Source organism: Pseudomonas sp. NY8896, assembly GCF_039634505.1.
Map to the genome: position 1 here is coordinate 6,134,044 of NZ_CP132350.1, position 24,592 is coordinate 6,158,635.

The 24,592-nt window shown below is 64.0% G+C and carries 16 protein-coding genes; 8 read left to right on the top strand and 8 right to left on the bottom strand.

The window, feature by feature from the left end; translation table 11 throughout:
- Window positions 1–2: 2 nt before the first annotated feature.
- Window positions 3–1,667, bottom strand: coding sequence for a POTRA domain-containing protein (locus Q9451_RS27745; RefSeq protein ID WP_012270339.1), 1,665 nt, complete (start codon window positions 1,665–1,667; stop codon window positions 3–5).
- Window positions 1,668–1,759: 92 nt separating this feature from the next.
- Entirely contained in the window at window positions 1,760–4,114 is a 2,355-nt protein-coding gene (gene pbpC / locus Q9451_RS27750) for a peptidoglycan glycosyltransferase PbpC (protein ID WP_012270338.1), read from the bottom strand.
- A 77-nt stretch (window positions 4,115–4,191) separates the two neighbouring features.
- Here pbpC and Q9451_RS27755 point away from each other — a divergent pair, with 77 nt between their 5' ends.
- Window positions 4,192–4,485 (top strand): hypothetical protein, encoded by a 294-nt coding sequence (locus tag Q9451_RS27755; RefSeq protein WP_012270337.1) that lies wholly within the window; start codon window positions 4,192–4,194, stop codon window positions 4,483–4,485.
- Window positions 4,486–4,649: 164 nt separating this feature from the next.
- Here the strand turns inward: Q9451_RS27755 and Q9451_RS27760 are convergent, their stop codons facing one another.
- Window positions 4,650–9,548: an alpha-2-macroglobulin gene (locus Q9451_RS27760; RefSeq protein WP_012270336.1), complete on the bottom strand. Its 4,899-nt coding sequence runs from the start codon at window positions 9,546–9,548 to the stop codon at window positions 4,650–4,652.
- A gap of 178 nt (window positions 9,549–9,726) precedes the next feature.
- Between Q9451_RS27760 and Q9451_RS27765 the strand changes: the two genes are divergently transcribed.
- On the top strand, window positions 9,727–11,064 hold the full coding sequence (locus Q9451_RS27765) for an MATE family efflux transporter (RefSeq protein WP_012270335.1): 1,338 nt from the start codon (window positions 9,727–9,729) through the stop codon (window positions 11,062–11,064).
- Window positions 11,065–11,152: 88 nt separating this feature from the next.
- On the opposite strand, the gene Q9451_RS27770 is transcribed toward Q9451_RS27765, so the two are convergent.
- The 5 genes from Q9451_RS27770 to Q9451_RS27790 all read right to left on the bottom strand — a co-directional run bounded on the left by Q9451_RS27770 (window position 11,153) and on the right by Q9451_RS27790 (window position 16,190).
- Window positions 11,153–11,608: a transposase gene (locus tag Q9451_RS27770; RefSeq protein ID WP_012270334.1), complete on the bottom strand. Its 456-nt coding sequence runs from the start codon at window positions 11,606–11,608 to the stop codon at window positions 11,153–11,155.
- A gap of 211 nt (window positions 11,609–11,819) precedes the next feature.
- Window positions 11,820–13,733 carry an arginine decarboxylase gene (speA, locus tag Q9451_RS27775; RefSeq protein WP_012270333.1) on the bottom strand — a complete coding sequence of 638 codons (1,914 nt, stop codon included), beginning with the start codon at window positions 13,731–13,733 and terminating at the stop codon, window positions 11,820–11,822.
- A gap of 151 nt (window positions 13,734–13,884) precedes the next feature.
- Window positions 13,885–14,256 (bottom strand): translation initiation factor Sui1, encoded by a 372-nt coding sequence (locus Q9451_RS27780; RefSeq protein ID WP_012270332.1) that lies wholly within the window; start codon window positions 14,254–14,256, stop codon window positions 13,885–13,887.
- A gap of 327 nt (window positions 14,257–14,583) precedes the next feature.
- Window positions 14,584–15,120, bottom strand: a complete 537-nt coding sequence (locus tag Q9451_RS27785) for an NUDIX hydrolase (RefSeq protein ID WP_012270331.1) — start codon at window positions 15,118–15,120, stop codon at window positions 14,584–14,586.
- Window positions 15,121–15,122: 2 nt separating this feature from the next.
- Window positions 15,123–16,190: a DUF2333 family protein gene (locus Q9451_RS27790; RefSeq protein WP_012270330.1), complete on the bottom strand. Its 1,068-nt coding sequence runs from the start codon at window positions 16,188–16,190 to the stop codon at window positions 15,123–15,125.
- 248 nt (window positions 16,191–16,438) lie between these two features.
- Between Q9451_RS27790 and Q9451_RS27795 the strand changes: the two genes are divergently transcribed.
- From Q9451_RS27795 to accC, 6 genes are all read left to right on the top strand, one after another.
- Window positions 16,439–17,797, top strand: a complete 1,359-nt coding sequence (locus Q9451_RS27795; RefSeq protein ID WP_012270329.1) for a diguanylate cyclase — start codon at window positions 16,439–16,441, stop codon at window positions 17,795–17,797.
- A gap of 124 nt (window positions 17,798–17,921) precedes the next feature.
- Window positions 17,922–19,883, top strand: a complete 1,962-nt coding sequence (locus Q9451_RS27800) for a methyl-accepting chemotaxis protein (RefSeq protein WP_012270328.1) — start codon at window positions 17,922–17,924, stop codon at window positions 19,881–19,883.
- A gap of 341 nt (window positions 19,884–20,224) precedes the next feature.
- Window positions 20,225–21,997 carry a protein-disulfide reductase DsbD gene (locus tag Q9451_RS27805; protein WP_012270327.1) on the top strand — a complete coding sequence of 591 codons (1,773 nt, stop codon included), beginning with the start codon at window positions 20,225–20,227 and terminating at the stop codon, window positions 21,995–21,997.
- Window positions 21,998–22,176: 179 nt separating this feature from the next.
- Complete coding sequence (gene aroQ, locus Q9451_RS27810; RefSeq protein WP_003255330.1) at window positions 22,177–22,632, top strand: type II 3-dehydroquinate dehydratase; 456 nt, start codon at window positions 22,177–22,179, stop codon at window positions 22,630–22,632.
- 99 nt (window positions 22,633–22,731) lie between these two features.
- Window positions 22,732–23,193, top strand: a complete 462-nt coding sequence (gene accB / locus Q9451_RS27815; protein WP_012270326.1) for an acetyl-CoA carboxylase biotin carboxyl carrier protein — start codon at window positions 22,732–22,734, stop codon at window positions 23,191–23,193.
- Window positions 23,194–23,210: 17 nt separating this feature from the next.
- On the top strand, window positions 23,211–24,566 hold the full coding sequence (accC, locus tag Q9451_RS27820) for an acetyl-CoA carboxylase biotin carboxylase subunit (protein WP_345960816.1): 1,356 nt from the start codon (window positions 23,211–23,213) through the stop codon (window positions 24,564–24,566).
- The last annotated feature ends 26 nt before the right edge of the window (window positions 24,567–24,592 follow it).

The following is a 24,592-nucleotide window of genomic DNA, read 5'->3' on the forward strand; positions in this document are numbered from 1 at the left end:
CCCTACAGTTGAACGTCAACGCTCAAGGTCAGCCGAGGCCCACGGTCCAGGCTATCGAGCGCCACATCCGCCAACGGCTTGGCCACTTCCAGCGCCACATTGAACACGCGCCCATCTCCTAACCGCACACCAAACGCCAGCGACGCCAGGTGGGCATCCTCCACCGGCCCTCGGTTATGCCAGGCCTGCGCCGTGTCCACTGCCGCATATGGCCGAACCAGCGCCAGCCCGCTCCCCTGCATGCTGTAGCTCAGCTCGTAAGCCACACCCCAGCCCTTGTCCCCGTCCGCCTGGTCACGCGGGTATCCACGGCCAAAACTCTGCCCGCCAAAACCCGCGCGCTCGCTGTCGGGCAACTTGTCATCACTCCAGTACAAGGCCCCGGACACCACGCCCTGCCAGTTATCCAGCAGTGCGTCGCTCTGCAAGCCGGAAAGCCGCAGCCGCAGAAAGTCCAGGTCGTAGTCGGCATCGCTTCGAGCCCCAAGGTAATCCAGGCCCTGATAGACTCCAGCACTGACGATACGCATACGCCTCTGCTCCATCTCGCGCCAATCGCCCTCGAACGACAGCGCACGCACGTAGGTGTCGTAGTCCCGAGACGATGGCTGCTCATCCGTGTGGTCTTCATCGCGCTCACGAACTGCGTACAAGTGCCCCTGAACCACCAGCCACTCATCCGGCCTGACGATCACCGGCTGACGAAGCCCTATCGCACAGCGCTCGCTGTCGTGCTCGCGGGTGATATCGCGACCATGGTCAAGGCGTATGCGCGTGCCGGGCTCGCTGCGGTAGCGCGAAGCCGACAGCAGCAGTTGACTGCCGGCGGCGTCCAGGTACTGGCTGTAGTCCAGACGCTGGTAATGGACCTGGTCGTCTCCTGGAGGCAGCAGCCAACTGGCCGTGAGTTGTTCACCATGGCGGGTCTGGGCATTGCTGGTTGCCGTGAACAACGCCTGTGCAGTGTCGCGGCTGGAGTCGGTCACCGTCACAGCGGCGCCGAATGGCTTGCGCCGCGCATGCAGGGTCAGCCGGGCGGCGCCATCAGCGGCCTGCGCCATTGTCAGCTCAGCCTCTACCGACACACCAGGCATGCGCGCGGCCAGGCCCAGAAAACGCTCCAGCGTTTCCCGCGTCAGCGGCCGCTCAGCCTCAAGGCGCGCCAGCAACTGTTGCAAATACTCGCTGGCCGGGCCGATATCGCCGTCCACGCGGTAATCACGGAGGTAACCTTCGACCAGCACCACGCTGACCCTACCCTCTGCCACATCCTGCGGTGGCAGATAGGCATACGACAACAAGTAGCCCTGCTGCCGATAACGCTGGGTCAGCCGCTCGGTATATTGCTGCAATTCACCCAACGTGGTCTGGCGCCCTATCAGCGCTTGGTAGTGCTCACGCAGGTCGCTCAGGGGGAACACCGTGCCGCCCTCGAAGCGTACTTTTTGCAGTATCAGCGGGGTATTGGCCGAAGCCCAGTCAGGCTTGTGGATAGCCGCCTCGGCCAGCCGTATGTTGGGGCTGACGAGGCGGTAGGCCGCAATCGGCAGGTTGGCGCTGGGCAAGCGCCGCTCGTATTCATGGCTGTCGAGAAAACCCGGCAACGGCTCGCCCTGGGCCGCAAGCGCCCAGGGCAGCAACAGCAGGGGCACGGCCAGAGGACGCATAGGGCGCTCCATGTTCCCTTGGGTTGTGGGGCACCCGCCGCTCACCCCCCTCACCTGCAAGCGTAGGTGCTGGCCCGGCTGCCGTCGAACACCTACTCGCTGACCTGGAACGCCACCCGCGCCGTCTCGCCACTTTCGTCCAGCGCGCTGAGTTCGGCCTGCCCGACCTGGGGCAAGCGCAGCAGCAAGCTGTCCTGCCCTTGGGTTTCACCCAGCGGCTGGCCGTTGAGGAACCACCAGCGCCGTCCACCACCACCCAACGCCGATACATGCAATTGCAGCGGCTCACTGCTGGTGGCTGGGCGACGCAGATTATCGCCGGGGCGCACGCCCACGATCGACAGCGGTGGCGCGCTGGCCGGTAGTTGCGGCGGGCAGGCCGGGTCGAGGGCGGGCAGACGCGCCGCGCGCCGTTCGAGGCGGGGCAGCCAGGGCTCCAACGGCGCCGGCCACAAGGCGATTTCACGGGGCTTGGCGCCCGGGCAGCTGCCATCGACACGCAGGCCCTGGTCGTTGACCCACACGTTTTCGCGCAAACCCAGGCCCAGCGGTTGGTCAGCGGCCTGCAAGGTTGGCGGCGTGGTGCCATCCAGGGTCCAGGCGAAGCGCTGGCGTCGGCAGTTGGGGTCCTGCTTGCTCATCGGCTGGCCCAGCGGCCAGCAGATCGCCGCCACACCGACGTTTGCCGGTACACGCGCCACTGGCACGCTGATGCCACGCTGACTGTCACGGTTGCTCAGCAGGTCATGCACCTGCAGCATCAGCGGCGCCGCCGAAGCCAAGCCAAATTGCCCGGGAACCGGCGTGCCATCGGGGCGACCGATCCACACGCCGATCAGGTAGCGCGGCCCTACGCCGATCGACCAGGCATCGCGAAAGCCATAGCTGGTGCCGGTTTTCCAGGCCAGTTGCGGGCGCTGCACCAGTTCGGCATGCGGGTCGCGGTCGGGGCGAGCCTGGCCACTGAGGATGCGTCGGATGATCCACGCCGCGCCTGGCGACAACAGGCGTCGCTCTACCAGCGGGTCCTGCGGCTGCAAACGCACCTTCGCACTGTTACCGTCCCGTGCCAGCGCCGCGTAGCCACCCACCAGATCTTCCAGCCGGCTGCCGGCGCCCCCCAGTATCAACGACAGGTTGGGCTCGGCCAGCGGCGGCAATATCAGCGGCACGCCCGCCATGCGCAGCTGCGCGGCAAAGCGTTTCGGGCCATAGGCCTCCAGCAATTGCACGGCCGGCAGGTTGAGCGACAGGGCCAGCGCCGAGCTGGCCGAGACCGGGCCGCTGAAGCCCATGGAGAAGTTGCCGGGGCGATAATCGCCATAACGTCGTGGCACATCCTGCAGCAGCGATTCGGAATGGATCAGGCCATCGTCCAGCGCCATGCCGTAGAGAAACGGCTTGAGGGTGGAACCGGGCGAACGCAGCGAGCGCACCATATCGACATGGCCAAAACGGCGCTCGTCCGCCAAATCTATCGAGCCCAGGTAAGCGCGCACCGCCATGGTCTGCGCATCGACCACCAGGACGGCGGCCGAGGTGCGCTCCGGTAGCCGGGCGCGCCAACCCAGCAGCAGGTCTTCGAGGCGCCGCTGAAGTGCGGCATCGAGCGTGGTGCGAATCAGTGGCGGGCTGTCGGCGCTGTTCAGGCGCCGGGCCAGCAAGGGTGCCAGGGCCGGCTCCTGGCGTGGCGCCAACACCAACGGTTCCTCGGCCGCCTCGCGGATTTGCCGCTCAGGCCACACTTGGTATTCGGCCAGGCGCTGCAACACCTTGTCGCGCGCGCGCTGAGCACGCTCGTGGTGGCGGTCTGGGCGCAGCCGGCTGGGTGCCTGGGGCAGCACCGCCAGCAGCGCCGCTTCAGCGGGTGTCAGGTGCAAGGGCGACTTGCCCAGGTACGCCCAACTGGCAGCGGCCACGCCCTGCAAGGTGCCGCCGAACGGCGCGCGGTCCAGGTAGATCTGCAGGATTTCGCGCTTGGACAAGTGCCATTCCAGCTGCGCCGTACGCCACAACTGGCGCAGTTTGCCAGCCAGGGTGCGGTCGTGCGGGTCGAGCAGGCGCGCCACCTGCATCGACAACGTACTGCCGCCCGACACCACGCGCCCACCGCGCAGGTTCAACCAGGCAGCGCGGGCCAAGGCCAGTGGATTGACCCCAGGGTGGCTGTAGAACCAGCGGTCCTCGTAAGTCAGCAAGGCCTGCAGGTACAGCGGCGACACCTGTTCGGGGCTGACCGGGTAGCGCCACACGCCATCAGCATCGGCAAAGCGCCACAACGGCGTCCCGTCCTCGGCCAGCACCACCCGGGCCAGGTCGTCGCCCGGCATGGGCAGCGGCCAGATACGATCAGCCAGCCACAACAGGCCGCACAGCACCAGCACGCCGATCAGCGTGGCACGCAACATCCTGCCCGCATGGCGATGTGGCCGCGCTAAGCTTGGCATCGGGAACCGACCTGGCCAGGTAATGGCCAAAGGCTTTGGGACGGCAACCTCGCCGATTCGTTCATCAGGAAGCAACTATGCATGTAGAAGGTTTTTTCGAGTGGTTGGGCCAGGCACTGGGGTCGTTGATCCGCTTCATCGTCGACGCATTGAGCGGGCTGTTCAACCTGCTGGCCAATGCCGGTGGCAATTTCATCGACGGCCTGGCGCGCACCTTGGGCATGGACACCTCGCTACTCAGCATCCTGGCCCTGATCATCGGCCTTATGCTGCTGTACTCGGCAATCCGTGCGTTCATGCGCGCCTCGATCATCCTCGGGATCATCTGGCTGGTGCTGGGGTTGTGGGTGATGAGTTGGGTGATTCACTAGAAACTGCGCCATTCCTGTAGGAGCGGCCTTGCGTCGCGATCGGGCGCGCAGCGGCCGCAAAACCTGGCGACGCGGTACCACAGTTGCTCCGCGCGCTCAGGTTTTGGGGCCGCTTTGCGGCCCGATCGCGACACAAGGCCGCTCCTACAACAGACCGCGTAGCCTCAGCGGGCTTTTACGGTCATCTCCCCTTGCCCATCGCCCACAGCCTGCAGGTTCGGCCGGTACATCGACTCAACCTGCGGCGGCGGTACGCGGTAGGTGCCCGGGGTCACTGCCCGCGCCAGGTACAGCAGGTGGGTGGTGCCGTAGCTGTCGAGCTTGAGCGCGGCAACATAACGGTCATCACGGTACTCCTGGTGCACTACGCTGGCGTTCTGCATAGACTCGCGCCACTCCTTCACCGCGCTGCTGGCGTTGTCCAGGCTGGCGGCGCTTTGCGCCAGGTTCTGGTTTTCCAGCTCCAGGCCTGCTGGCAGCAAATCCACCACCAGCGCATCCGGTACACGGTCTTCAGCCTTGAGCGCCAGGTGCACCAGCACCAAGTCACCACTGCGCAGGTTGTGCAGGTCCAGCGGCTGGCCATTCATGCCCAAGTACTCTCGGCGAATCTGCAGGCCATTGCCGCCAGCAGCAGGCGCCTGGCGTGGGTAGCCCGACAAGGTCAGCTGCTGGTACAGCGTCTCGCTGCCTTCGTTCTGCACACTCAGCGGCGATGCCAGTAGCGGGCCTTCCAGCTTCATGCCGGCCTCGGCATTGTTGAACTCGCGCACCTCGCCAGCACTGTCCAGGCGTGCCTGCCACTTGCCTTCCGGCTTGCCCAGCAGGCTACGGCCGGCAAGGAACAGTGCATTGCGCTCCTGGGTAGACAGCCAGCGGTTGGCCGCCAGCTCATCCGACAAGGCGAACAGGCGCTGATCGACCTGGCTGCTGGCCAGGTTGCTTTCCTGCAGCAGTGCCAGGATCAGCGCCTGGTCACGCAGGGCGCTGCCGTAATCGGCCATCCAGCCTTTGCCACGGCTGATGCCCAGGCCCGCCTGCAAGGCTTGCTCGGCACGCGGTTTGTCACCCATCTTGTCCAGTGCCACCGCCAATTGCACCAGCGGTAGGCCAGAACGGGCATCGGCGCGGCGCTCGAACAGGCCTCGCAGGGCACCCAATGGCGCCTGCTGGCTGCGCGACAGCACCAGCGCCGCGTAGGCCTGCACGGCAAAGCGAGTGTGGTCGGCATTTTCGCTGTAGTCGACTTCGATCAGGTTGCGTTCCTGCAGGTAGCGCAGCAGGCGCTCGCTGGCCTTCTTCAGCGCTTCGGCCGGCACGCCGTAACCTTGGTCACGGGCACGCAGCAGGAAGTCGGTGACGTAGGCGGTTAGCCAGTACTCTTCTTCGCTGTCCGAACTCCACAGGCCAAAGCTGCCGTTGTAGCGCTGCATGCCCAGCAGGTGCTCGATGCCCATTTCGATCTTGCGCTTGCGCACCTGCGCCGGCTCGCCCTTGATGCCCAGGCGTTTGAGGCTATCGGCATCAGCGTACAACGACGGGTACAGGCCGCTGGTGGTCTGTTCCAGGCAACCGTAGGGGTAGGCTTCCAACGCGCGAATCTGCTCGGCCAGGTTCAGCGGCGGCCGGCTCGACAAGGCCAGGCTGGCTTCCAGGCCGGCAGGTTCGAAAGCTGCCAGGTCCGCTTCAGGCAAGGTCCATGGCTGGTCTTTCAACGCCACGCGGTAGTGCTTGAGCATCGCCGGATAAGCTGGGCGCACGCCCAATGTCCACTCACGCTCGAACGCGGTGGCGGGCTCGTTTGGCAACTGCAGGCCAGTGACCCGCACATGCACTTTACCCTGCCCCAGGCCCCCTTGGGCCTGTACCGGGATCATCAGTGTCGAGCGCTGGCCTTCGGTCAGGTTAACGCTCTGCACGGCGTTGGCCGCCAGGCTCAGTTGCCCATCGATGGTGATTTCAACGTTCAACTGTTGAGCACGGCCCGACAGGTTGGCCAGGTCCAGTGCCAGGCTGGTGCGGTCGCCACCGGCCAGGAAGCGCGGTGCCGACAGCTCGGCAATCAACGGTGCAGCGACCACGGTTTTGCCTTCTGCCATGCCGAAGTGTTCTTCGGTCCAGGCCTGGGCCATCAGCCGCAGTTCGCCGTTGAAGTCGGGGATATCGACCGTGGCCTGGCCCTCACCCTTGTCGTCCAGGGTCACCGGCAGGCTCTGCTGGGCGACGATGGTGACCGTGGTGTTAGGGCGCTTGCCACCCTTGGCCATTGCCGCGTCACCGCCAAACGCCAGGCTCGCCAGGCGGCCCTGGCCGGCTTCGATCAACTGGCCGTAGATGTCCAGTTGGTCGGCACCATAGGCCTTGCGCCCGAACAGGCTGGCAAACGGATCCGGGGTTTTGAAATCAGTGATGTTGAGGATGCCCACGTCCACCGCAGACAACAGCACATGCACCTGCTTGGGCACGCTGCCATCGGCATTGGCGGCTTTCACCTTTACGGTCAGCGGCTGTTTCGGGCGCATTTTTTCGGGTGCCTGCAGGCTCACCGCCAGCTTGCGTTCGGCGCGGTCCAACGGCAGGTGCAGCACACCCACGGCGCGTTTTGGTGTGGCGTTGGCCTTGCGCTCTCCAGGGCGAATCACCAGCGCGCTGATGTAAAGGTCGTGGCGCGCCCAGGCGTTGTCCAGTTGCACATCAAAGGTCTTGCCCTCGGCGGGCACGTCGATCTCCTGCCACCACAGCGGGCCATCGCTGGACTCGATCATCAGGTAGCCGCTGCCAGCAGCAGGTGGCGTGACGGTGACCTTGGCAGTAGCGCCATCGGCGTAGGACGGTTTATCCAGCGCCAGCTTGACCTGGTCCGGGCGCACCGCGCCGCCTTCGGCGTTATCTTGGGCGCGATAACCGGCCCAGAAGCGCTCGCTGGACACCAGGCCGGTCTGCGGGTCTTCGACCTCCACGCGGTACGGGCCCCATTCAACCTGGAAGCTCAGTTTGGCCGTGGAGCCGGCCTTGACGCTAACGGTCTCCTCACGCTGGGTGAGGAACTTCTCGTTGTAGGCGTAGCTCCAGCCATCGCTCTGCGAGTAGTTCCAGTAGTAGTCTCGACGCTCGCGAATCAGACGTACCTTGAGGTCGTTGGCCGCCAGCTTGTTGCCGTCGCGGTCGGCCACCAGGAATTCGAACTCCACCGGCCCGTCGCTATCGGTTTCCTCACCCTCGAACAGGCCACGCAGGCCCGGCAGGCGCTCGGCAGGCCAGATCGGTTGCTCCAGACGACGGGTGATCGGCCGGCCACCGGACTCCTGCAGGCTGGCCTGCACGGTCAGTTGCAGCGGTGAGCGGGCTTCGGCCCAACGGCTTTCGATATCGACCACGGCCTTGCCAGCCTGATCGAGCGTGACTTCGTCCAGCTCCAGGTCCTGGTTCAGCTCGGTTTCGGTGACCGAGCCGAACTGGTAGCCCGGCAGCGCAGGCACCGCTTCGCGAAGGGGACGCACATAGGCCTGGCCACTCAGGCGATTACCGGCAGCCGGGGCGCCATAGAGGTAACGGCCATTGACCTGGATGCGCGCATCCTCCTCCGGCGACAGCGGCGTGCTGCTGCCCTTCAGCTCCAGCGCCAGGCGTTCAGGCAGGAAGTCCTCGACGAGAAATTCATACACCTGCTTGCGCCCGCCGCCCAGGTCGAGCAGCAGTTGCCAACGGCCAGTCGGGGCCTCGGTGGCGAGCTGCAACTGGTATTGGTACAAGCCATTGCTGTCGGCCTCCCAGACGAACTTGCGGCTCACCTGCTCATCCGGGCGACGCACTTCCACACTCACCGGCTGGGCCTTGACCGGCTTGCCGTCCTGGTCGCGCAGAAGGCCGTTGAGCAGCACCGTTTCGCCTGGGCGATACAGGTCACGCGGGCCGAAGATGAAGAACTGCAACGGGTTGGCTTGCGGGCCGGTAATGTCGAACTCGGCCAGGTCCAGGGCGGCGGTGTTCAGGCGCAGCAGGGTGGTGTGCACACCTTGGGTAGCAATCAGGGTATCGGCCTTGGACGTGATCGGCAGCTGGGCGTGGCCCTTGCCATCGGTGCTGGCCTGGGCCAGCAACTTGCCCTTCTCGTCATGGATTTCGAGATTGACGCCGCTCATCGCCTTGCCGCCTTCCAGCGCCTGCGCGAACACGTCCAGGCGGTCGCGGTAGCGGTGCGCCGACACGCCGATGTCGCTGAGGGTGAACAGGGTCGCCGGCTGCGAGTAGTCGTAAGTGCCCGAAGCACGCATCACTGCCAGGTACACGCCCGGGTCCTGCAGCGGCTTGATGCCGGCGATGGGCAGCAGCACGGTTTCGCGGGTGTTGCGGGCGGGGTTGAGGTCGAAGCGGCCGCTGTAGACCAGCTCGGCCATGTCCAGGGTTTCCTTGGACTGGTAGTAGTACAGGCTGCTGTTGCGCCCCCAGCTGGCCAGGAAAGACGAGAGCATTTCCGGCTTCACCCGGAAAAACTCGACATCGACCTTGTCGACGTTCAGGGCAATCACCGGCAGCCCCTCGGCCAGGCGCGTGGGCAGCAGCGAGCCGCGGCTGGCAAAGCCGATGGTCGGCTGCATGTCGCGGGTTTCCAGCTGGGTGATCGATTCACTGTCCAGTTGCTTGCCGTTGACCGCCAGCAGGCCCTTGTCGACGGTCAGCACCAGCTTGCGCTGCGGTTCCAGGTGACGCAGGCGCAGTTCCATCTGGTTGTCGGAGAGCTCCCAGGCGCCGTCGAGCTTGCCTTTGACGGTGTCGACCAGGTGCACCTTGGTGGCGAAGTCCTGCTTGGCATCCAGCGGCGCGGAGAAGCTGATCGACAGCGTCGCAGCGCCATCGAGCTGCACTTCGGATACATCCAGCACCGTGAGTTCGCGGCCCTCGTAGCGCTTGGCGAGCACGGCCGGGTCTTCGCGTTTGGGGGCGGGGGCTTCGGCGGGCGCGGTGGCCGCCGGTTTGTCCGGCGCCGGTTTGTCCGGCGCGGATGAGTCACAGGCACTGAGCAACGCCAGCGCGCAGGCCAGCAACAATCCTTTGTTGAACATGGAGTAGGAACTCTTGGGCAGCGTGTACGTGAGGGCAGCAACTATAGCGCAACGTCAGGTGCGGCACCCGGCGTTGCGCGCCCAGTGAGACCACGGTCGCGCGAAATGGTTGCCTGGTGGTTACACTGTGGCCTTCGTTAAAGGGGCGTACAGCGGCCCCAAGCCCCTTGGTAAGCAAATGTCCCAACTCTCCGCCGACTGGCGCCACCGCCCTACCCACCACAAGGTCTGGGCGCTGGCCGCACCGATGATCTTGTCCAACATCTCCGTACCGCTGGTGGCGCTGGTCGACAGCACCGTCATCGGCCACCTCCCCCACGCCCACCAGCTAGGCGCCGTGGCCGTGGGCGCCACTTTGTTCACCTTCATGGTTGGCCTGATGGGCTTCCTGCGCATGGGCTCCACTGGCTTCGCCGCACAGGCCGCTGGCCGTGGCGACGGCGCCGCGTTGCGCCAGGTGCTGGTACAAGGGCTGCTTTTGGCGGTCGGTTTCGCCCTGATGATCGGCCTGCTGGCTCTGCCGTTCAGCCAGCTGGCACTGCATGCGATGCAACCCAGTGCAGCCCTGCAGCAATCCACCGAAGACTTCTTCCATACCCGCCTGCTTGGCCTGCCTGCGGCGCTTGCCAGCTATGCGCTGGTTGGCTGGTTTCTGGGCACCCAGAACGCCCGGGCGCCACTGGCCATCCTGCTGACCACCAACCTGCTGAACATCGTCCTGAACCTGTGGTTCGTGCTGGGCCTGGATTGGGGCGTACTGGGGTCGGCACGGGCTTCGGTCATTGCCGAATGGAGCGCCGCGCTGCTCGGCCTGGCCCTGACCCGCCCGGCACTGCGTGCCTACCCGGGGCAGATCGCCTGGGCAGCGCTCAAACGCTGGCAGGCCTGGCGCCCGCTGCTGGCGGTCAACCGCGATATTTTCCTGCGCAGCCTGGCGCTGCAACTGGTGTTCCTGCTGATTACTGTGCAGGGGGCGCGCCTGGGTGAGGCCACGGTGGCGGCCAACGCCCTGCTGCTCAATGGCCTGCTGCTGACGGCCTATGCCCTCGACGGGCTGGCGCATGCGGTCGAGGCCCTGTGCGGCCATGCCATTGGTGCCCGCGACCGCGACACCTTGCGCCGTTCGTTGGTGGTGGCCTGTGGCTGGTCGCTGATCACCAGTTTGGGGTTTGCCGGGTTGTTCCTGCTGGGCGGGCACTTGTTCATCGACCTGCAGACCGACATCGAAAGCGTGCGCAATGCGGCCTATCCGTATTTGCCCTACCTGGCGGTACTGCCGTTGATTGCAGTGTGGAGTTACTTGCTGGATGGGTTGTTCATCGGTGCGACGCGGGCGCGGGAGATGCGCAATGCGATGGTGGTGTCGGTACTGATTGCACTGCCGGTGGCGGTGGCCATGAACGGGTTCGGCAACCATGGGCTATGGTTGGCGTTTCTCGGGTTCATGGGGTTGCGGGCGGTGACGCTGGGGTGGGTGGGGTGGCGGTTGCAGCAGAAAGGTGAGTGGGTTCGGTAATGCCGGGATCGCGGAACGGCTCGGTATCGCGATCCCTGTAGGAGCGGCCTTGTGTCGCGAAATGAGGGCGAAGCCCTCACCTGCCGGCTCACAGCCACACACAATTCCAATGTGGGTACTCCCCCGCTCGTCGAACCAGACCCGCCCGAATCGGGTTGGCGATGATGTAGCGGGCAGCAGCCCTTACATCCTCATCCTTGCGCAATGCCCGGTCATAAAAGCCAGGCTGCCAGATGTGCTTTCGCTCGGCACCTATACGGTAAAGCGCACAACTGCTGCGTGACTTGAAAGCACACATGAGTTTGTCCAGGCTGGTAGGCCCAAGCTCGATCAACCAATGCAGATGGTCTGGCATCAGAGCCCAAGCCAACGTACGGCAACTACCTTCATGATCACTCAGGCGCAATTGATTAATGGCCGCTCGTGCAAACCAGAGGTTCTGGAACAGCGGGCGCCGTTGGCGGGTAACGGTAGTTAGCAGATAAAGCCTGCCTGACTCTGAAAAGCGCCCTTGGCGCAAGCGATGATTGCCGTGACGGTCCATGTCGAATTCCTTTGAACATTGCATTCGCAGGATAGGTGTCGCAATGAGGGATGGCGTAGGCGGATCATTACCGGGTATGACGCCGTGAGGGCTGCGCCCTCAGTTCGCGACGCAAGGCCGCTCCTACAGGGAAATCGCGTATGGCAATTACTGCGCGATCGCCTGTAGGAACGGCCTTGTGTCGCGATGGGCCGCAAAGCGGCCCCGGCGGTTACGACGACAAGTACGAAGACCGGGTCAACCCAAGGCGCAAGGCATCCAGGAACTGGGTACGCTCACGTGCGGTGATCTTGGCGCTGGCCACCTTGTCGCGGTAATGCGTCATCAACTCCTCCGGCGACAGGTGCACGTAGCGCAGCATGTCTTCGATGGTGTCGTGGGTCTCGATACCGGCGTGGTACACGCTGCCGTCGGCGTTCTGGTAGATGTTCACCGAGTCGGTGTCGCCGAACAGGTTGTGCATATCGCCCAGGATTTCCTGGTAGGCACCGACCAGGAACACGCCCAGCAGGTAGTCCTCGCCCTCCTTCAGCGCATGCACCGGCATGCTGGTCTCGATGCTCTGCTCATCAACGTACTGGTTGATCTTGCCGTCGGAGTCGCAGGTCAGGTCCTGCAATACCGCACGTCGCATCGGCTCTTCGTCCAGGCGGTGCAGCGGGATGATCGGCAGTACCTGGCCGATGGCCCAGGTGTCCGGCAGGCTCTGGAACACCGAGAAGTTGCAGATGTACTTGTCGGCCAGCTTGTCGTTCAGCTCGTCCAGCACCTGACGGTGCGAGCGCTGGCGGGCCTTGAGCGAGTTGTGCAGGCGGCGGCAGACGGCAAAATAGCACTGTTCGGCCAGGGCCTTCTCGCCCAGGCTGATCTTGCCATCGGCATACTGCGCGGCCACGTCACCCATATAGTGGGTGGCGCGCCAGTAAGTCTCGGTGACCATCTCGATATCGGTCGGGCCAAGCAGGTCGACCAGCCACTGCACGGTCTCGGGCAGGGCTTCCTTGTTCTCGATGGTGGGTACGTCGTCGTTGTGTTTCTCGACGTCGGTCACCTGGATCACCAGCATGGCGTGGTGCGCTGTCAACGAGCGGCCACTCTCGGAGAAGATGTGCGGGTGCGGCAGGCCCTGCGCGTCGCAGAACTCCTTGAGCATGCCCACCACCACGCCGGCGTAGTCGTCCATGTCGTAGTTGATCGAGCTGGCATTGCGCGAGTGGGTGCCGTCGTAGTCCACGCCCAGGCCACCGCCAACGTCGATGTGGTCGACCGGCAGGCCCAGCGCACGCAGTTCGCCGTAGTAACGGATGGCTTCCTTGAAACCGTGCTGATAGTCAGCCAGGTTGGCGATCTGCGACCCCATGTGGAAGTGCAGCAGGCGAATGCCCTGGTCCAGGCCTGCATCGCGGAAGCGCTGTACTACAGAGAGCAGCTGGGCGGCAGACAAACCGAACTTGGACTTTTCGCCACCGGTATCGGCCCACTTGCTCGAAGCCAGCGACGACAGGCGCACGCGCAGGCCGACCTGCGGTTTCACCTTCAGCTCGGCGGCCTCTTCGATCACCAGCGCCACTTCCGACTCTTTCTCGATGACGATGAACACGTTGTGGCCGAGCTTCTGGCCCATCAACGCCAGGCGAATGAACTCACGGTCCTTGTAGCCGTTGCAGACGATGGTGCCGCCCTTCGGCGCCAGCGCCAGTACGGCCAGCAGCTCGGGTTTGGAGCCGGCTTCCAGGCCAATGGAAACGTTTTGCGTGGCGATGATGTTTTCCACCACCGCTTCCTGCTGGTTGACCTTGATCGGGTACAGCGCGGTGTACTGGCTCTGGTACTCCAGGCGCGCGATGTTGGCATCGAACGCACCAGTTAGCTGGCGTACGCGGTCCTGCAGAATGTCGGGGAAGCGCACCAGCAAGGGCAGCGACAGGCCGCTCTGGCGCAGTTCGTCAACCTGTTCGTACAGGTCGATCGGCGCGCTGTTGGGGCCGTTGGGGCGCACTTCGACGCGCCCGGCTTCATTGATGGCGAAATAACCAGCGCCCCAATGGCGGATGCCATAAACACTGCGGCTGTCGGCCACGGTCCATTGGCTACCATCGTCTTTGCGTGTGCGTCGTACGGACATTCAAGTCCCCTATAGATAAGTCGAAGACACTGCCCCGCAGGCAGCGGAGCGAGTGTAAAAGCTGAAAATGACGATTCATCCGTGTTCAGGCATAGACCCTGGCCACGGGAACGAGTTTAGAAAGCGCTGGGCAAAAAATCGCGCGATGGCCTCAGCCGCCGGACTTTTTCGCCTTGAAACCCTGTTTGGTCAGCTCGCCGATCAACAGCTCGACATGGTCGCCCTGGATCTCGATAACCCCGTCCTTCAGAGCGCCGCCGGTACCGCAGCGGCGCTTGAGCGTGGTCGCCAGCTCTTTGAGCTGGTCGGGCGGCAGCGGCACGCCGGTGACGGTGGTCACGGTCTTGCCGCCACGGCCTTTGCTCTCACGGCGCACACGGGCAATGCCGTCGCCTTCGGGGATAATTTGCTGCTTGCAGATGCAGGCATCCACTGGCTGGCCACAGTCAGGGCAGTGCCGACCAGCGTCGGTGGAATACACGAGACCGCCAAGGGCGGAAAAGGAAGAAGCTTTCTTGGCCACTTTTGTTCCTCTGTGCTGAGGACAAAAACTGGTCGTGCCTTGGGGTTGAGGCCGACCGCGAAGCCCCACTCTGGCAGGGGCGGCGCTACTGCCGCAAGACTTGCGACAGCCCGAAAAGGGCGCGCAGTGTAACGATAAATGCAGCCGTTGCTAAGTACAGGATTGCGGCATTTTGCGAATGTTTTGCGACCCTTCGCGTATTGGGGCTGCTTTGCAGCCCGATCGCGACACAAGGCCGCTCCTACAGGAGACCGCGCAAGGCCGGGGGACGCGACCTCTTGTAGGAGCGGCCTTGTGTCGCGATCGGGCCGCAAAGCGGCCCCTGCTTTATTTCAAGCTAAGCTTGTAGCGCTGCAACGCCGCCAACGAGTCCGGGCAATATGGCTTGCTGAGGCTTTCCTGCTCAGCCTGCTCCAGGCCAATGAACCGCGCCTCGATCACCTCTTCCGGCTGCAGTCGCAATGGCGCATCGGACACCGCCGAATACACCGCACACCACAGACGGTTGTCCGGCTGGTCAAAGTAGAACCGCTCGTGGAAACGCAGCTGCGCACCTTCGATCCCCAGCTCTTCGGCCAGCTCACGTGCGGCCGACTCGGCATACGCCTCCCCGGCCGCGACCATGCCGCCTGCCGCCACATCCCAATACCCTGGGTACAGCGCCTTGCTCAGGGTGCGACGATGCACACACAGCTCACCGGCACTGTTGAACAGCAGGATGAACGTGCAACGCCCGATCAACCCGCGCTCACGCAACTCGGCACGGGGCAACGCGCCCAGCACCTGGTCGGCTTCGTCCACCCAGGTGACCAGTTCGCGGTCGGAAGCCGCACGGTGGGCGGCCTCGGTTGGGCTGATAGCCATCATCAACCCTGCGACAGCAACTGACGCAGGTCGATAACCGCGGCGTTGGCCCGGGAAATGTAGTTGGCCATGACCAGCGAGTGGTTGGCCCACATGCCGAAGCCACTGCCGTTCAGCACCATTGGGCTCCACAGCGGCTCTTGCGAGGCTTCCAGCTCGCGGATGATCTGGCGCACGCTGACCGTGGCGTTCTTCTTGGCCAGCACATCGGCAAAGTCCACCTCGATAGCACGCAGCAGGTGCGACAGCGCCCACGCCTGGCCACGGGCTTCATAGAACACGTTGTCAATCTGCAGCCACGGGGTTTCCACCAACTCCTCGTCCACTTGCGGCGCCTGGCCGGCGACGACCGACTCGGTCTTCAGCGTGCTGTTGAGCTTGACCCGGCCAACGCTGGCCGACAGCCGCTGCGACAGCGAGCCCAGGCGAGTGGCCACGTCACCCAGCCAGTTGTTCAGGTTGTCGGCACGGGTGTAGAAGATCGCGCCCTTGTCGCCAGCAGCCAGGCGAGTCTGGTAGCGGGACAGCGACTTGATGCCCTCTTCGAACTCCGACTCGCTCGATGGCAAGATCCAGCTCTTGTTGTCGAAGTTGAATCGCGGCTCGGCCTTGGCCAGGTCGGCGTCTTCGGTGGACTGCGACTGCGACCGGGCGAAGTCCTTGCGCAGCGCGCGCGACAGGTCGCGTACCTGGACCAGCACGCCATATTCCCAACTCGGCATGTTGTCCATCCACAGCCCTGGCGGGAAGCGGTCGTTGGAAATGTAGCCGCCCGGCTTGTTCAGCAAGGTGCCGGCAACGGTCTTGAGGGTTTCGAGGGTGGTGTAGCCCACCACCATTTGCTGGCCATTGCGCTCGGCAGCGGCCTGGGCATTCTGCTGCACCGGGAACAGCGCGGGCTCCTGGCTCCAGTACCAGCCAAGGCCGATACACACCAGCAGGTACAACCCGATCAGGGTCCCCAGGGCGCGGCTCCACAGGCCGCCAAGGTAGCTACGGGCGGCAGCGCCGCGGCCATCGACACGCTCACGGGGCTCGGCTTTGGCCTCGCGGTTTTTCCAGTCCAGCATGGCTTTGTCCTTAATCAGTCACGACGGTTCAGGGGCTTGGACCACAGGCCTGCGCCAGGGTGCCACGGCAAGCCCGCGTGGCAGCACTATAAAGCAGACACCACCGTACGCATAAGCGACCATTCAGTCAGTAACTGAATATTCGTTCTGGCCGCTTTGTTGATGCAGGGCAGTCACGCGCTTGAAAAGAGCTGCTAGCATAGAGCCATCATTGCCCCTGCACATCCCAACCTATAAGTAGCCAGGACATGAGCAAAGCAGTCGAGCCGAGCCCGCAATGCCCCGTGCAACAGCTGACGCGTAACGGCCTGCGCAAGGACGACCCGCTCGACCCACTGCTGCTGCCGCCCCCACGCAAACCGGTGTACATCCTGCTGCAGGATCATGAGCGTGCCCAGCGGTTGGCCCAGCAACTGGAGTTCTTCGGCCTGGTGGTGCAAGCACTGCCCAATGCTACGGCGTTTCTCGCCTCGATCTGCGAGTACCCGCCTTCGGCCATCATCATGGATGTCGACTTCACCGGTACGGGCCAAGGCCTGCAGCTGGCCGCCCAGGTGCAGCAAGGGTTGGCGCGACATATTCCGCTGCTGTTCTTCAGCCACCACGAAGCCGACACCCCAACCCGCCTTGCCGCCGTACGCGCCGGTGGCCAGGACTTTCTCACCGGCAGCCTGGAGGCTTCCAGCCTGCTGGAAAAGGTCGAACTGCTGACCAATGCCACCCCGCACGACCCGCTGCGCGTGCTGATCATCGACGACTCGCGCACCCAGGCCCTGTACACCGAGCGGGTGCTGGCCGGCGCCGGCATGGTCACCCGCAGCCTGACCGACCCGATCCGTACCATGGCCGAGCTTGCCGACTTCCAGCCCGACCTGATCATCCTCGACCTGTACATGCCAGCCTGCACCGGCCCGGAACTGGCCAAGGTGATTCGCCACAGTGACCGTTATGTGAGCGTGCCGATCATCTACCTGTCAGCCGAGGACGACCTGGACAAGCAGCTGGATGCCATGAGCGAAGGCGGTGATGACTTTTTGACCAAACCCTTTCGCTCACGTCACCTGATCACCACCGTGCGCAACCGCGCCGCCCGCGCCCGGCACTTGAAGGCGCGCATGGTGCGCGACAGCCTGACCGGGCTGTACAACCACACCCACATCCTGCAACTGCTGGAAGACTGCAGCTTCCGCGCCCGCCGCGAACAGCAGCCGTTGAGCTTTGCCATGCTCGATATCGACCACTTCAAAAAGATCAACGACCGCCACGGCCACCCCATGGGCGATCGGGTGATCAAGAGCCTGGCGTTGTTCCTCAAGCAGCGCTTGCGCAAGACCGATTTCATTGGCCGCTATGGTGGCGAAGAGTTCGCCATCGTCATGCCCAATACCGCGCTGGACGCGGCACACAGGGTACTGGACGAAATTCGCCGGCGCTTTGCCGAGATTCTCTACCCGGCGCAGCCACGGGATTTGCAGTGCACCTTCAGTGCCGGAGTCGTACAGCTGGACGAGGGGCTGGATGCACTGACCATGGCCAGTGCGGCGGACGAAGCGCTGTACCGGGCCAAGCACGCGGGGCGCAATTGCGTAGTGCGTGTAGAGCCCTAAGTCACTTAAAACCGTACCGGCACTGTGCCACTTTTTTCTGGCGCCAAGCCCTTGCCGTCATCACCGCGTCACAAAATCGCAATAACTTCAGCCGCCACTCCCCCTCACCAGGAAGCTCGCGGCTATGCGCCTGAAGTGGCTGACCAATTTCAACACCCTGTTGCTGGTGACCGTGTGCCTCGCCTTGGGCGCAACCCTGTGGTGGTCGCAGCGGGCCCTGGAGCGCCCCTACCAGATGATGGAGCGCTACCTGGGCCTGTCCCAACAGTTCCAGAACCAGGCGGCACGCAACATCCAGGCGTACCTGGGCAGCGGCGATGCCCTGCGCCATGCCGCCGCCATGGAAGCCAACCAGCAGCTGCAGGCCGCCCTGGCCGACTGGCCCGTTGAGCTGGCCGAGCAATTGCGCCCTAGCCTGGACAGCCTGCAGGCCTTCACTGCCAATGAACTGCTGGCCGCCGGCAAGCTGGCCGGCGACCCACAAGCCTTGCTGCTGCAAGCCGAGCGGGAGCTGGGGGCGAACCTTGAACAAATGGCCGGCTACGCCCGCGACAGCGGCAATGCCGAGGCCAACCGTTACCTGCTGCCACTGCTCAACGCCACCGTGCACCTGGGCCGGCTGTCACTGGCCCGCGACAAGCTGGTCAGCAGCGGCCGCCCGGAGCTGGCCGACGAAGTCGAGCGCGAGCTGCAACTGATCCGCGTCCAGGCCCAGGTGGTCGACGGTCTGCCCCTGCTCGGCGTAACCCGTGCGGCCGAATCCGGCGCCGACGACTTCGCCGCGATGATGGGCCTGGCGTCCCAGGCCAGCGCCCAGCAGGAAGACATTGCCGTAGGCCTGAAGCGCGAACTGCAAAGCCTGCTCAGCCGCTACCCGGCCGAGCTGCAACGCACCCGCGAACAAATCGAGCGCCGCGTCGCCCTGGCGGCCAGCACCCGCCAGCGCCTGGAGGCGGTGCAGCAGGCCATCGCCGCGCTGGAGCCCGAGGTACGCGGCCAGCATGCAAAAATCGCTGCCGAAGTGCGCATCATCCAAGGCCTGATGATCGGCCTGATCCTGCTGATCGCGCTACTGATCGACACCCTGCAGCGGCGCCTGGCCCGCACCCTGACCGGCTTGGCCCCGGCTCTGTCGCGCTGGGCCGAAGGCGACTTCGCCCAGGCCATCGCGCTGGGCAAGACCAACCGCGAACTGCACGACATCCAGGCGTCGCTCAACCGCCTGCGTCAGTACCTGGTCGAGTTGGTCGGCACCATCCGCCACAACGCCGAGCAAGTGGCCGGCAGCAGCCACGCGCTGGCCGGCATGAGCGTCGCGCTGCACGATGGCGCCGAGCGCCAAGCCGGCGATACCGGGCAGATCCGCGATGCCCTCGGTGAACTGGAGGCGACCATTCAGCAAGTGGCGGGGGATGCGAGCGCCGCCGCCGATGCCAGCCGCGATGCCGGGCGCGCCGTGGAGCAAGGCCAGGCCGTAATTGGCCAGAGCCTGTCGGGCTTGCGTGACCTGGTCGATGAAGTGCAAGGCAACGCCCGCATGATCGAGCAGTTGGCGGAAGAGTCGGCAACCATCGGCGGCGTACTGACGGTAATCCGCTCGATTGCCGAGCAGACCAACCTGCTGGCACTGAACGCCGCGATCGAAGCGGCCCGCGCCGGTGAGATGGGCCGTGGCTTTGCCGTGGTGGCCGATGAGGTGCGCTCGTTGGCACAGCGCACCACAGGCGCTACCGGCGAGATTCAGGCCCTGATCGACCGCTTGCAGCAGGCGGCCAGAGGCTCGGTGGCCGGCATGCGCGCACAGCTTGAGCATGCCGAGGCCACGGCCAATCAGGCCCAGGCGGCAGACGGAGCACTGGATGAGATTGTCTGTGCCATTCGTACCATCTCGGACACGGCCGTGCGGATTGCCGATGTCACGGCGCAGCAGAGCGGCGCGGTGAGCGAAATTCGTGACCACAGCGAGCGGATTCATGAGCTGGGTGAGGACAACTTGCAGCGTATTGGTGAGGGGCGTGAGCAAGGCGAGCATTTGCTGAGCCTGGGCGGCGAGCTGAACCGGGCGGTGCGGGCGTTCAGAGTCTGACCTGGATCTTTCAGCGCCTGTGAGATCGAGCGCCGCCCGCGCGGCGCATCGCGAGCTGCGCTCGCTCCTACGTTTGTTATTGGCCAGTAACGCCTGTGGCAGGCGCACGCGACCGCCTTGTTTGTACGACGCGATATCGCGCCATGCGCCAAGGCGTTCGCGCGCAAATCGCACAGAAATAATTGGCCCGAAACAAACGTAGGAGCGAGCGCAGCTCGCGATGCGCCGCGCGGGCGGCGCTCGATCTCATAGGCGCCGCATATGTCATGGCAGGCACTACTGGCCCCAACCCACACCAACTCCGCTATCATGCCCAGCACGTTCCACCTCGCGAGTCCGCCATGCGCCGCCTGTTTTTCCTGCTGTTCCTGCTGCTGGCCAGCCCTGCCTTCGCCACGGGCCTGCTCGACAACCGCCCCAGCGCCACACTCGGCGCCGCTTCGCTGGCCAACAACGCCGACTTCCTGCCGGTGCACGAAGCCTTCAAGCTCAACCTGGTCCAGGCCGACGCGCAAACCATCAAGCTGCGTTTCGTCGCCACCGATGGCTATTACCTCTACCGCCACCGTTTCCAGTTCCGCACGGAACCGGCCGATATCGCCCTTGGCACGCCGAACATCCCCAAGGGCGAAGCCAAGCACGATGAGTTTTTCGGCGACGTCGAGGTGTACCACGGTGTGCTCGACATCGAGCTGCCACGCAACGACCCGCGCGCCTTCACCTTGCTGGTGGGCTACCAGGGCTGCGCCGACAAAGGCCTGTGCTACCCACCGGAAACCGCACGCCTGACCATCGATGGCGAAGGCCTTGGCAACACGCCGACCACCACCACCCCTGCCTGGAACTGGAAGTCGCTGCTGCTGTTCTTCCTCGCCGGGGTCGGCCTGACCTTCACGCCCTGCGTCCTGCCGATGCTGCCGATCCTGTCTGGCGTGGTGCTGCGCGGCCAGGTTGGCGGGCTACGCGGGCTGTCGCTGTCGCTGGCCTACGTGCTGCCTATGGCTGCCAGCTTTGCGGCACTCGGCGCCCTGATGGGCCTGTTCGGTGCGGGCCTGAACCTGCAGGCACGCCTGCAGTCGGCCTGGGTGCTGGTGCCTTTCGCGCTGTTCTTCGTGGTATTCGCCCTGGCCATGTTCGGCCTGTTCGAACTGAAGCTGCCCCAGGCCCTGAGCAACCGCCTGAACAACGTCGCCAACCATACCCGCGGCGGCTCTCTGCTAGGCGCGGCAATACTTGGTGTGCTCTCCAGCCTGCTGGTTTCGCCGTGCGTCTCGGCGCCCCTGGCCGGTGCCCTGCTGTATATCAGCGCCAGCGGCGATGCCCTGGGCGGCGCGCTCAAGCTGTTCGCCCTGGGTTTGGGCATGGGCGCACCGTTGCTACTGGTGGCCACCGGTGGCGCAGCCTGGCTGCCGAAAAGCGGCCCTTGGATGAACACGGTGAAAAACGCCATCGGCGTGCTGCTGCTGGGGCTGGCCATCGGCTTGCTCAGCCGTGTACTGCCAGGCCCTGTGACCTTGCTGCTGGTCGGCTTCCTCGCTGCTGGCGTGGCCCTGTTCCTCGGAGCCCTGGAGCTCGTCGTCAAAACCGCGCCCCAGCGCCTGGCGCAACTGCTCGGCCTGGCCTTGCTGGTGTACGCGCTGGCCTGTTGGTACGGCGCCCTCAGTGGCCAGGGCGACCCACTGCGACCGCTGCCAGTTGCAACACTGGGCGCCAGCGGCGCCAGCCCGACGGCAAAGGCCGATGCCTGGCAGACCATCACCACGCCTGACGCATTGGACGCGGCCTTGGCGCAAGCCAAGGCGGCCGGGCAGCCAGTGCTGCTGGACTGGTACGCCGACTGGTGCATCAGTTGCAAGGTGATCGAGCATGAGGTGCTCAATGCGCCCCAGGTGCAGACACAGTTGACCGGCTTCAAACTGCTGCGTTTCGACATCACCGAAAGCAATGCCGAGCAACGCAAACTGCTCGACCGCTACCAGCTGTTCGGCCCGCCTGCCCTGCTGTTCTTTGCAGCGAACGGCAGCGAAATTACCGCTGATCGGGTGATAGGCGAAATAAACGCCGCTGAATTTGCACAAATTCTGGCACGCGTACGCGGCAAAGCCGGTCTATAACTTCCCGCGAGGCGGGGAAAATCCTGAAATCAGTGACCAGATTTAATTATTTGGTCACATACTTCGCGCGAATCTCGGACATCGTGCTGGCTATTGCCGGGAACTGGACACTTGCGGTCGCTTTACGGCACACTCGCCGCGCTGTGTCGAATTGCCCTACAAATCCAAGGAATCCGCAGATGGCAACGCTACTGGTGCTCCACGGCCCCAACCTCAACCTGCTCGGTACTCGCGAGCCAGGCCATTACGGCGCCGTGACCCTGGCCCAGATCAACCAGGACCTGGAGCAACGTGCCCGCGCCGCAGGCCACCATCTGCAGTACCTGCAGAGCAATGCCGAATACGAATTGATCGACCGCATTCACGCCGCACGCAACGAGGGTGTGGACTTCATCCTGATCAATCCGGCTGCTTTCACCCACACAAGCGTCGCATTACGTGACGCATTGCTTGCGGTGAGCATCCCATTCATCGAAGTGCACCTGTCCAACGTGCACAAACGCGAACCGTTCCGTCACCACTCCTACTTTTCCGATGTTGCCGTAGGGGTGATCTGCGGCCTGGGCGCCAGCGGTTATCGCCTGGCCCTGGAGTCCGCGCTGGAACAACTGGCTGCCAACGCACAGCCCAAATGATGAAAACCCTGGCCTAAGTGGGCCGGGGTTCGAGAGAAACGTTCCGATACGTTTTTTTGTATTTCGCCCCCTGACCGAACCTTTGGGAGTTGATGATTAATGGATATCCGTAAAGTCAAGAAACTGATCGAGCTGCTGGAAGAGTCTGGCATCGACGAACTGGAGATCAAGGAAGGCGAAGAGTCGGTCCGTATCAGCCGTCACAGCAAAACCCCAGCTGCCCAGCAGTTCTACGCACCAGCACCGATGGCTGCCGCCCCGGTTGCTGCGCCAGTTGCCGCCGCCGCCCCTGTCGCCGAAGCCGCTGCTGCTGCCCCAGCCCTGAAAGGCACCGTGATCCGTTCGCCAATGGTCGGCACCTTCTACCGCAAGCCTTCGCCGACCTCGCCTAACTTCGCTGAAGTTGGCCAGACGGTGAAAAAGGGCGACACCCTGTGCATCGTTGAAGCCATGAAGATGATGAACCACATCGAAGCCGATGTTGGCGGTGTCATCGACGCCATCCTGGTAGAAGACGGCCAGCCGGTTGAGTTCGACCAGCCGCTGTTCACCGTCGTTTGAATCGCGGAGAGCCAACGATGTCTGGGAAGCTCGAAAAAGTCCTGATCGCCAACCGTGGGGAAATTGCCCTGCGGATCCTGCGTGCCTGCAAAGAGCTGGGCATCAAAACCGTCGCTGTGCACTCCACCGCCGACCGTGAGCTGATGCACCTGGGCCTGGCAGACGAGTCGGTCTGCATCGGTCCTGCATCGTCCAAGGATTCCTACCTGCATATCCCGGCAATCATCGCTGCCGCCGAAGTCACCGGCGCCACCGCGATTCACCCGGGCTACGGCTTCCTGGCAGAAAACGCCGACTTCGCCGAACAGGTAGAAAAATCCGGCTTCGCCTTCATCGGCCCGAAAGCCGACACCATTCGCCTGATGGGTGACAAGGTTTCGGCCAAGGACGCGATGATCAAGTCGGGCGTACCGACCGTACCAGGCTCCGATGGCCCGCTGCCGGAAGACGAAGAAGTCGCCCTGGCGATTGCCCGTGACGTCGGCTACCCGGTGATCATCAAAGCCGCCGGTGGTGGTGGTGGTCGCGGCATGCGCGTGGTGCACAAGGAAGAGGACCTGATTTCCTCGGCCAAGCTCACCCGTACCGAAGCCGGTGCTGCCTTCGGCAACCCGATGGTCTACCTGGAGAAGTTCCTGACCAACCCACGTCACGTGGAAGTGCAGGTGCTGTCCGACGGCCAGGGCAACGCCATCCACCTGGGCGACCGCGACTGCTCGTTGCAGCGCCGTCACCAGAAGGTACTGGAAGAAGCACCAGCCCCGGGCATCGACGAAAAGGCCCGTCAGGAAGTGTTCAAGCGCTGCGTCGATGCGTGCATCGAGATCAGCTACCGTGGTGCCGGTACTTTCGAGTTCCTGTACGAAAACGGCCGCTTCTACTTCATCGAGATGAACACCCGCGTGCAGGTTGAGCACCCGGTGTCGGAGATGGTTACCGGTATCGACATCGTCAAGGAGATGCTGAGCATCGCCGCTGGCAACAAGCTGTCGTTCCGCCAGGAAGACGTGGTGATCCGTGGCCACTCGCTGGAGTGCCGGATCAACGCAGAAGACCCGAAGAAGTTCATCCCAAGCCCAGGCAAGGTGAAGCACTTCCACGCACCAGGCGGCAATGGCGTGCGTGTCGATTCGCACCTGTACAGCGGTTATTCGGTTCCGCCGAACTACGACTCGCTGATCGGCAAGCTGATCACCTACGGCAAGGACCGCGACGAAGCCATGGCGCGCATGCGCAATGCCCTGGACGAGATCGTCGTCGACGGCATCAAGACCAACATCCCGCTGCACCGCGACCTGGTGCGTGATGAAGGTTTCTGCAAAGGCGGCGTCAACATTCACTACCTCGAACACAAGCTGGCCAACGAGCATTGATCGAGTAGTGTGATGTACCAGAACCC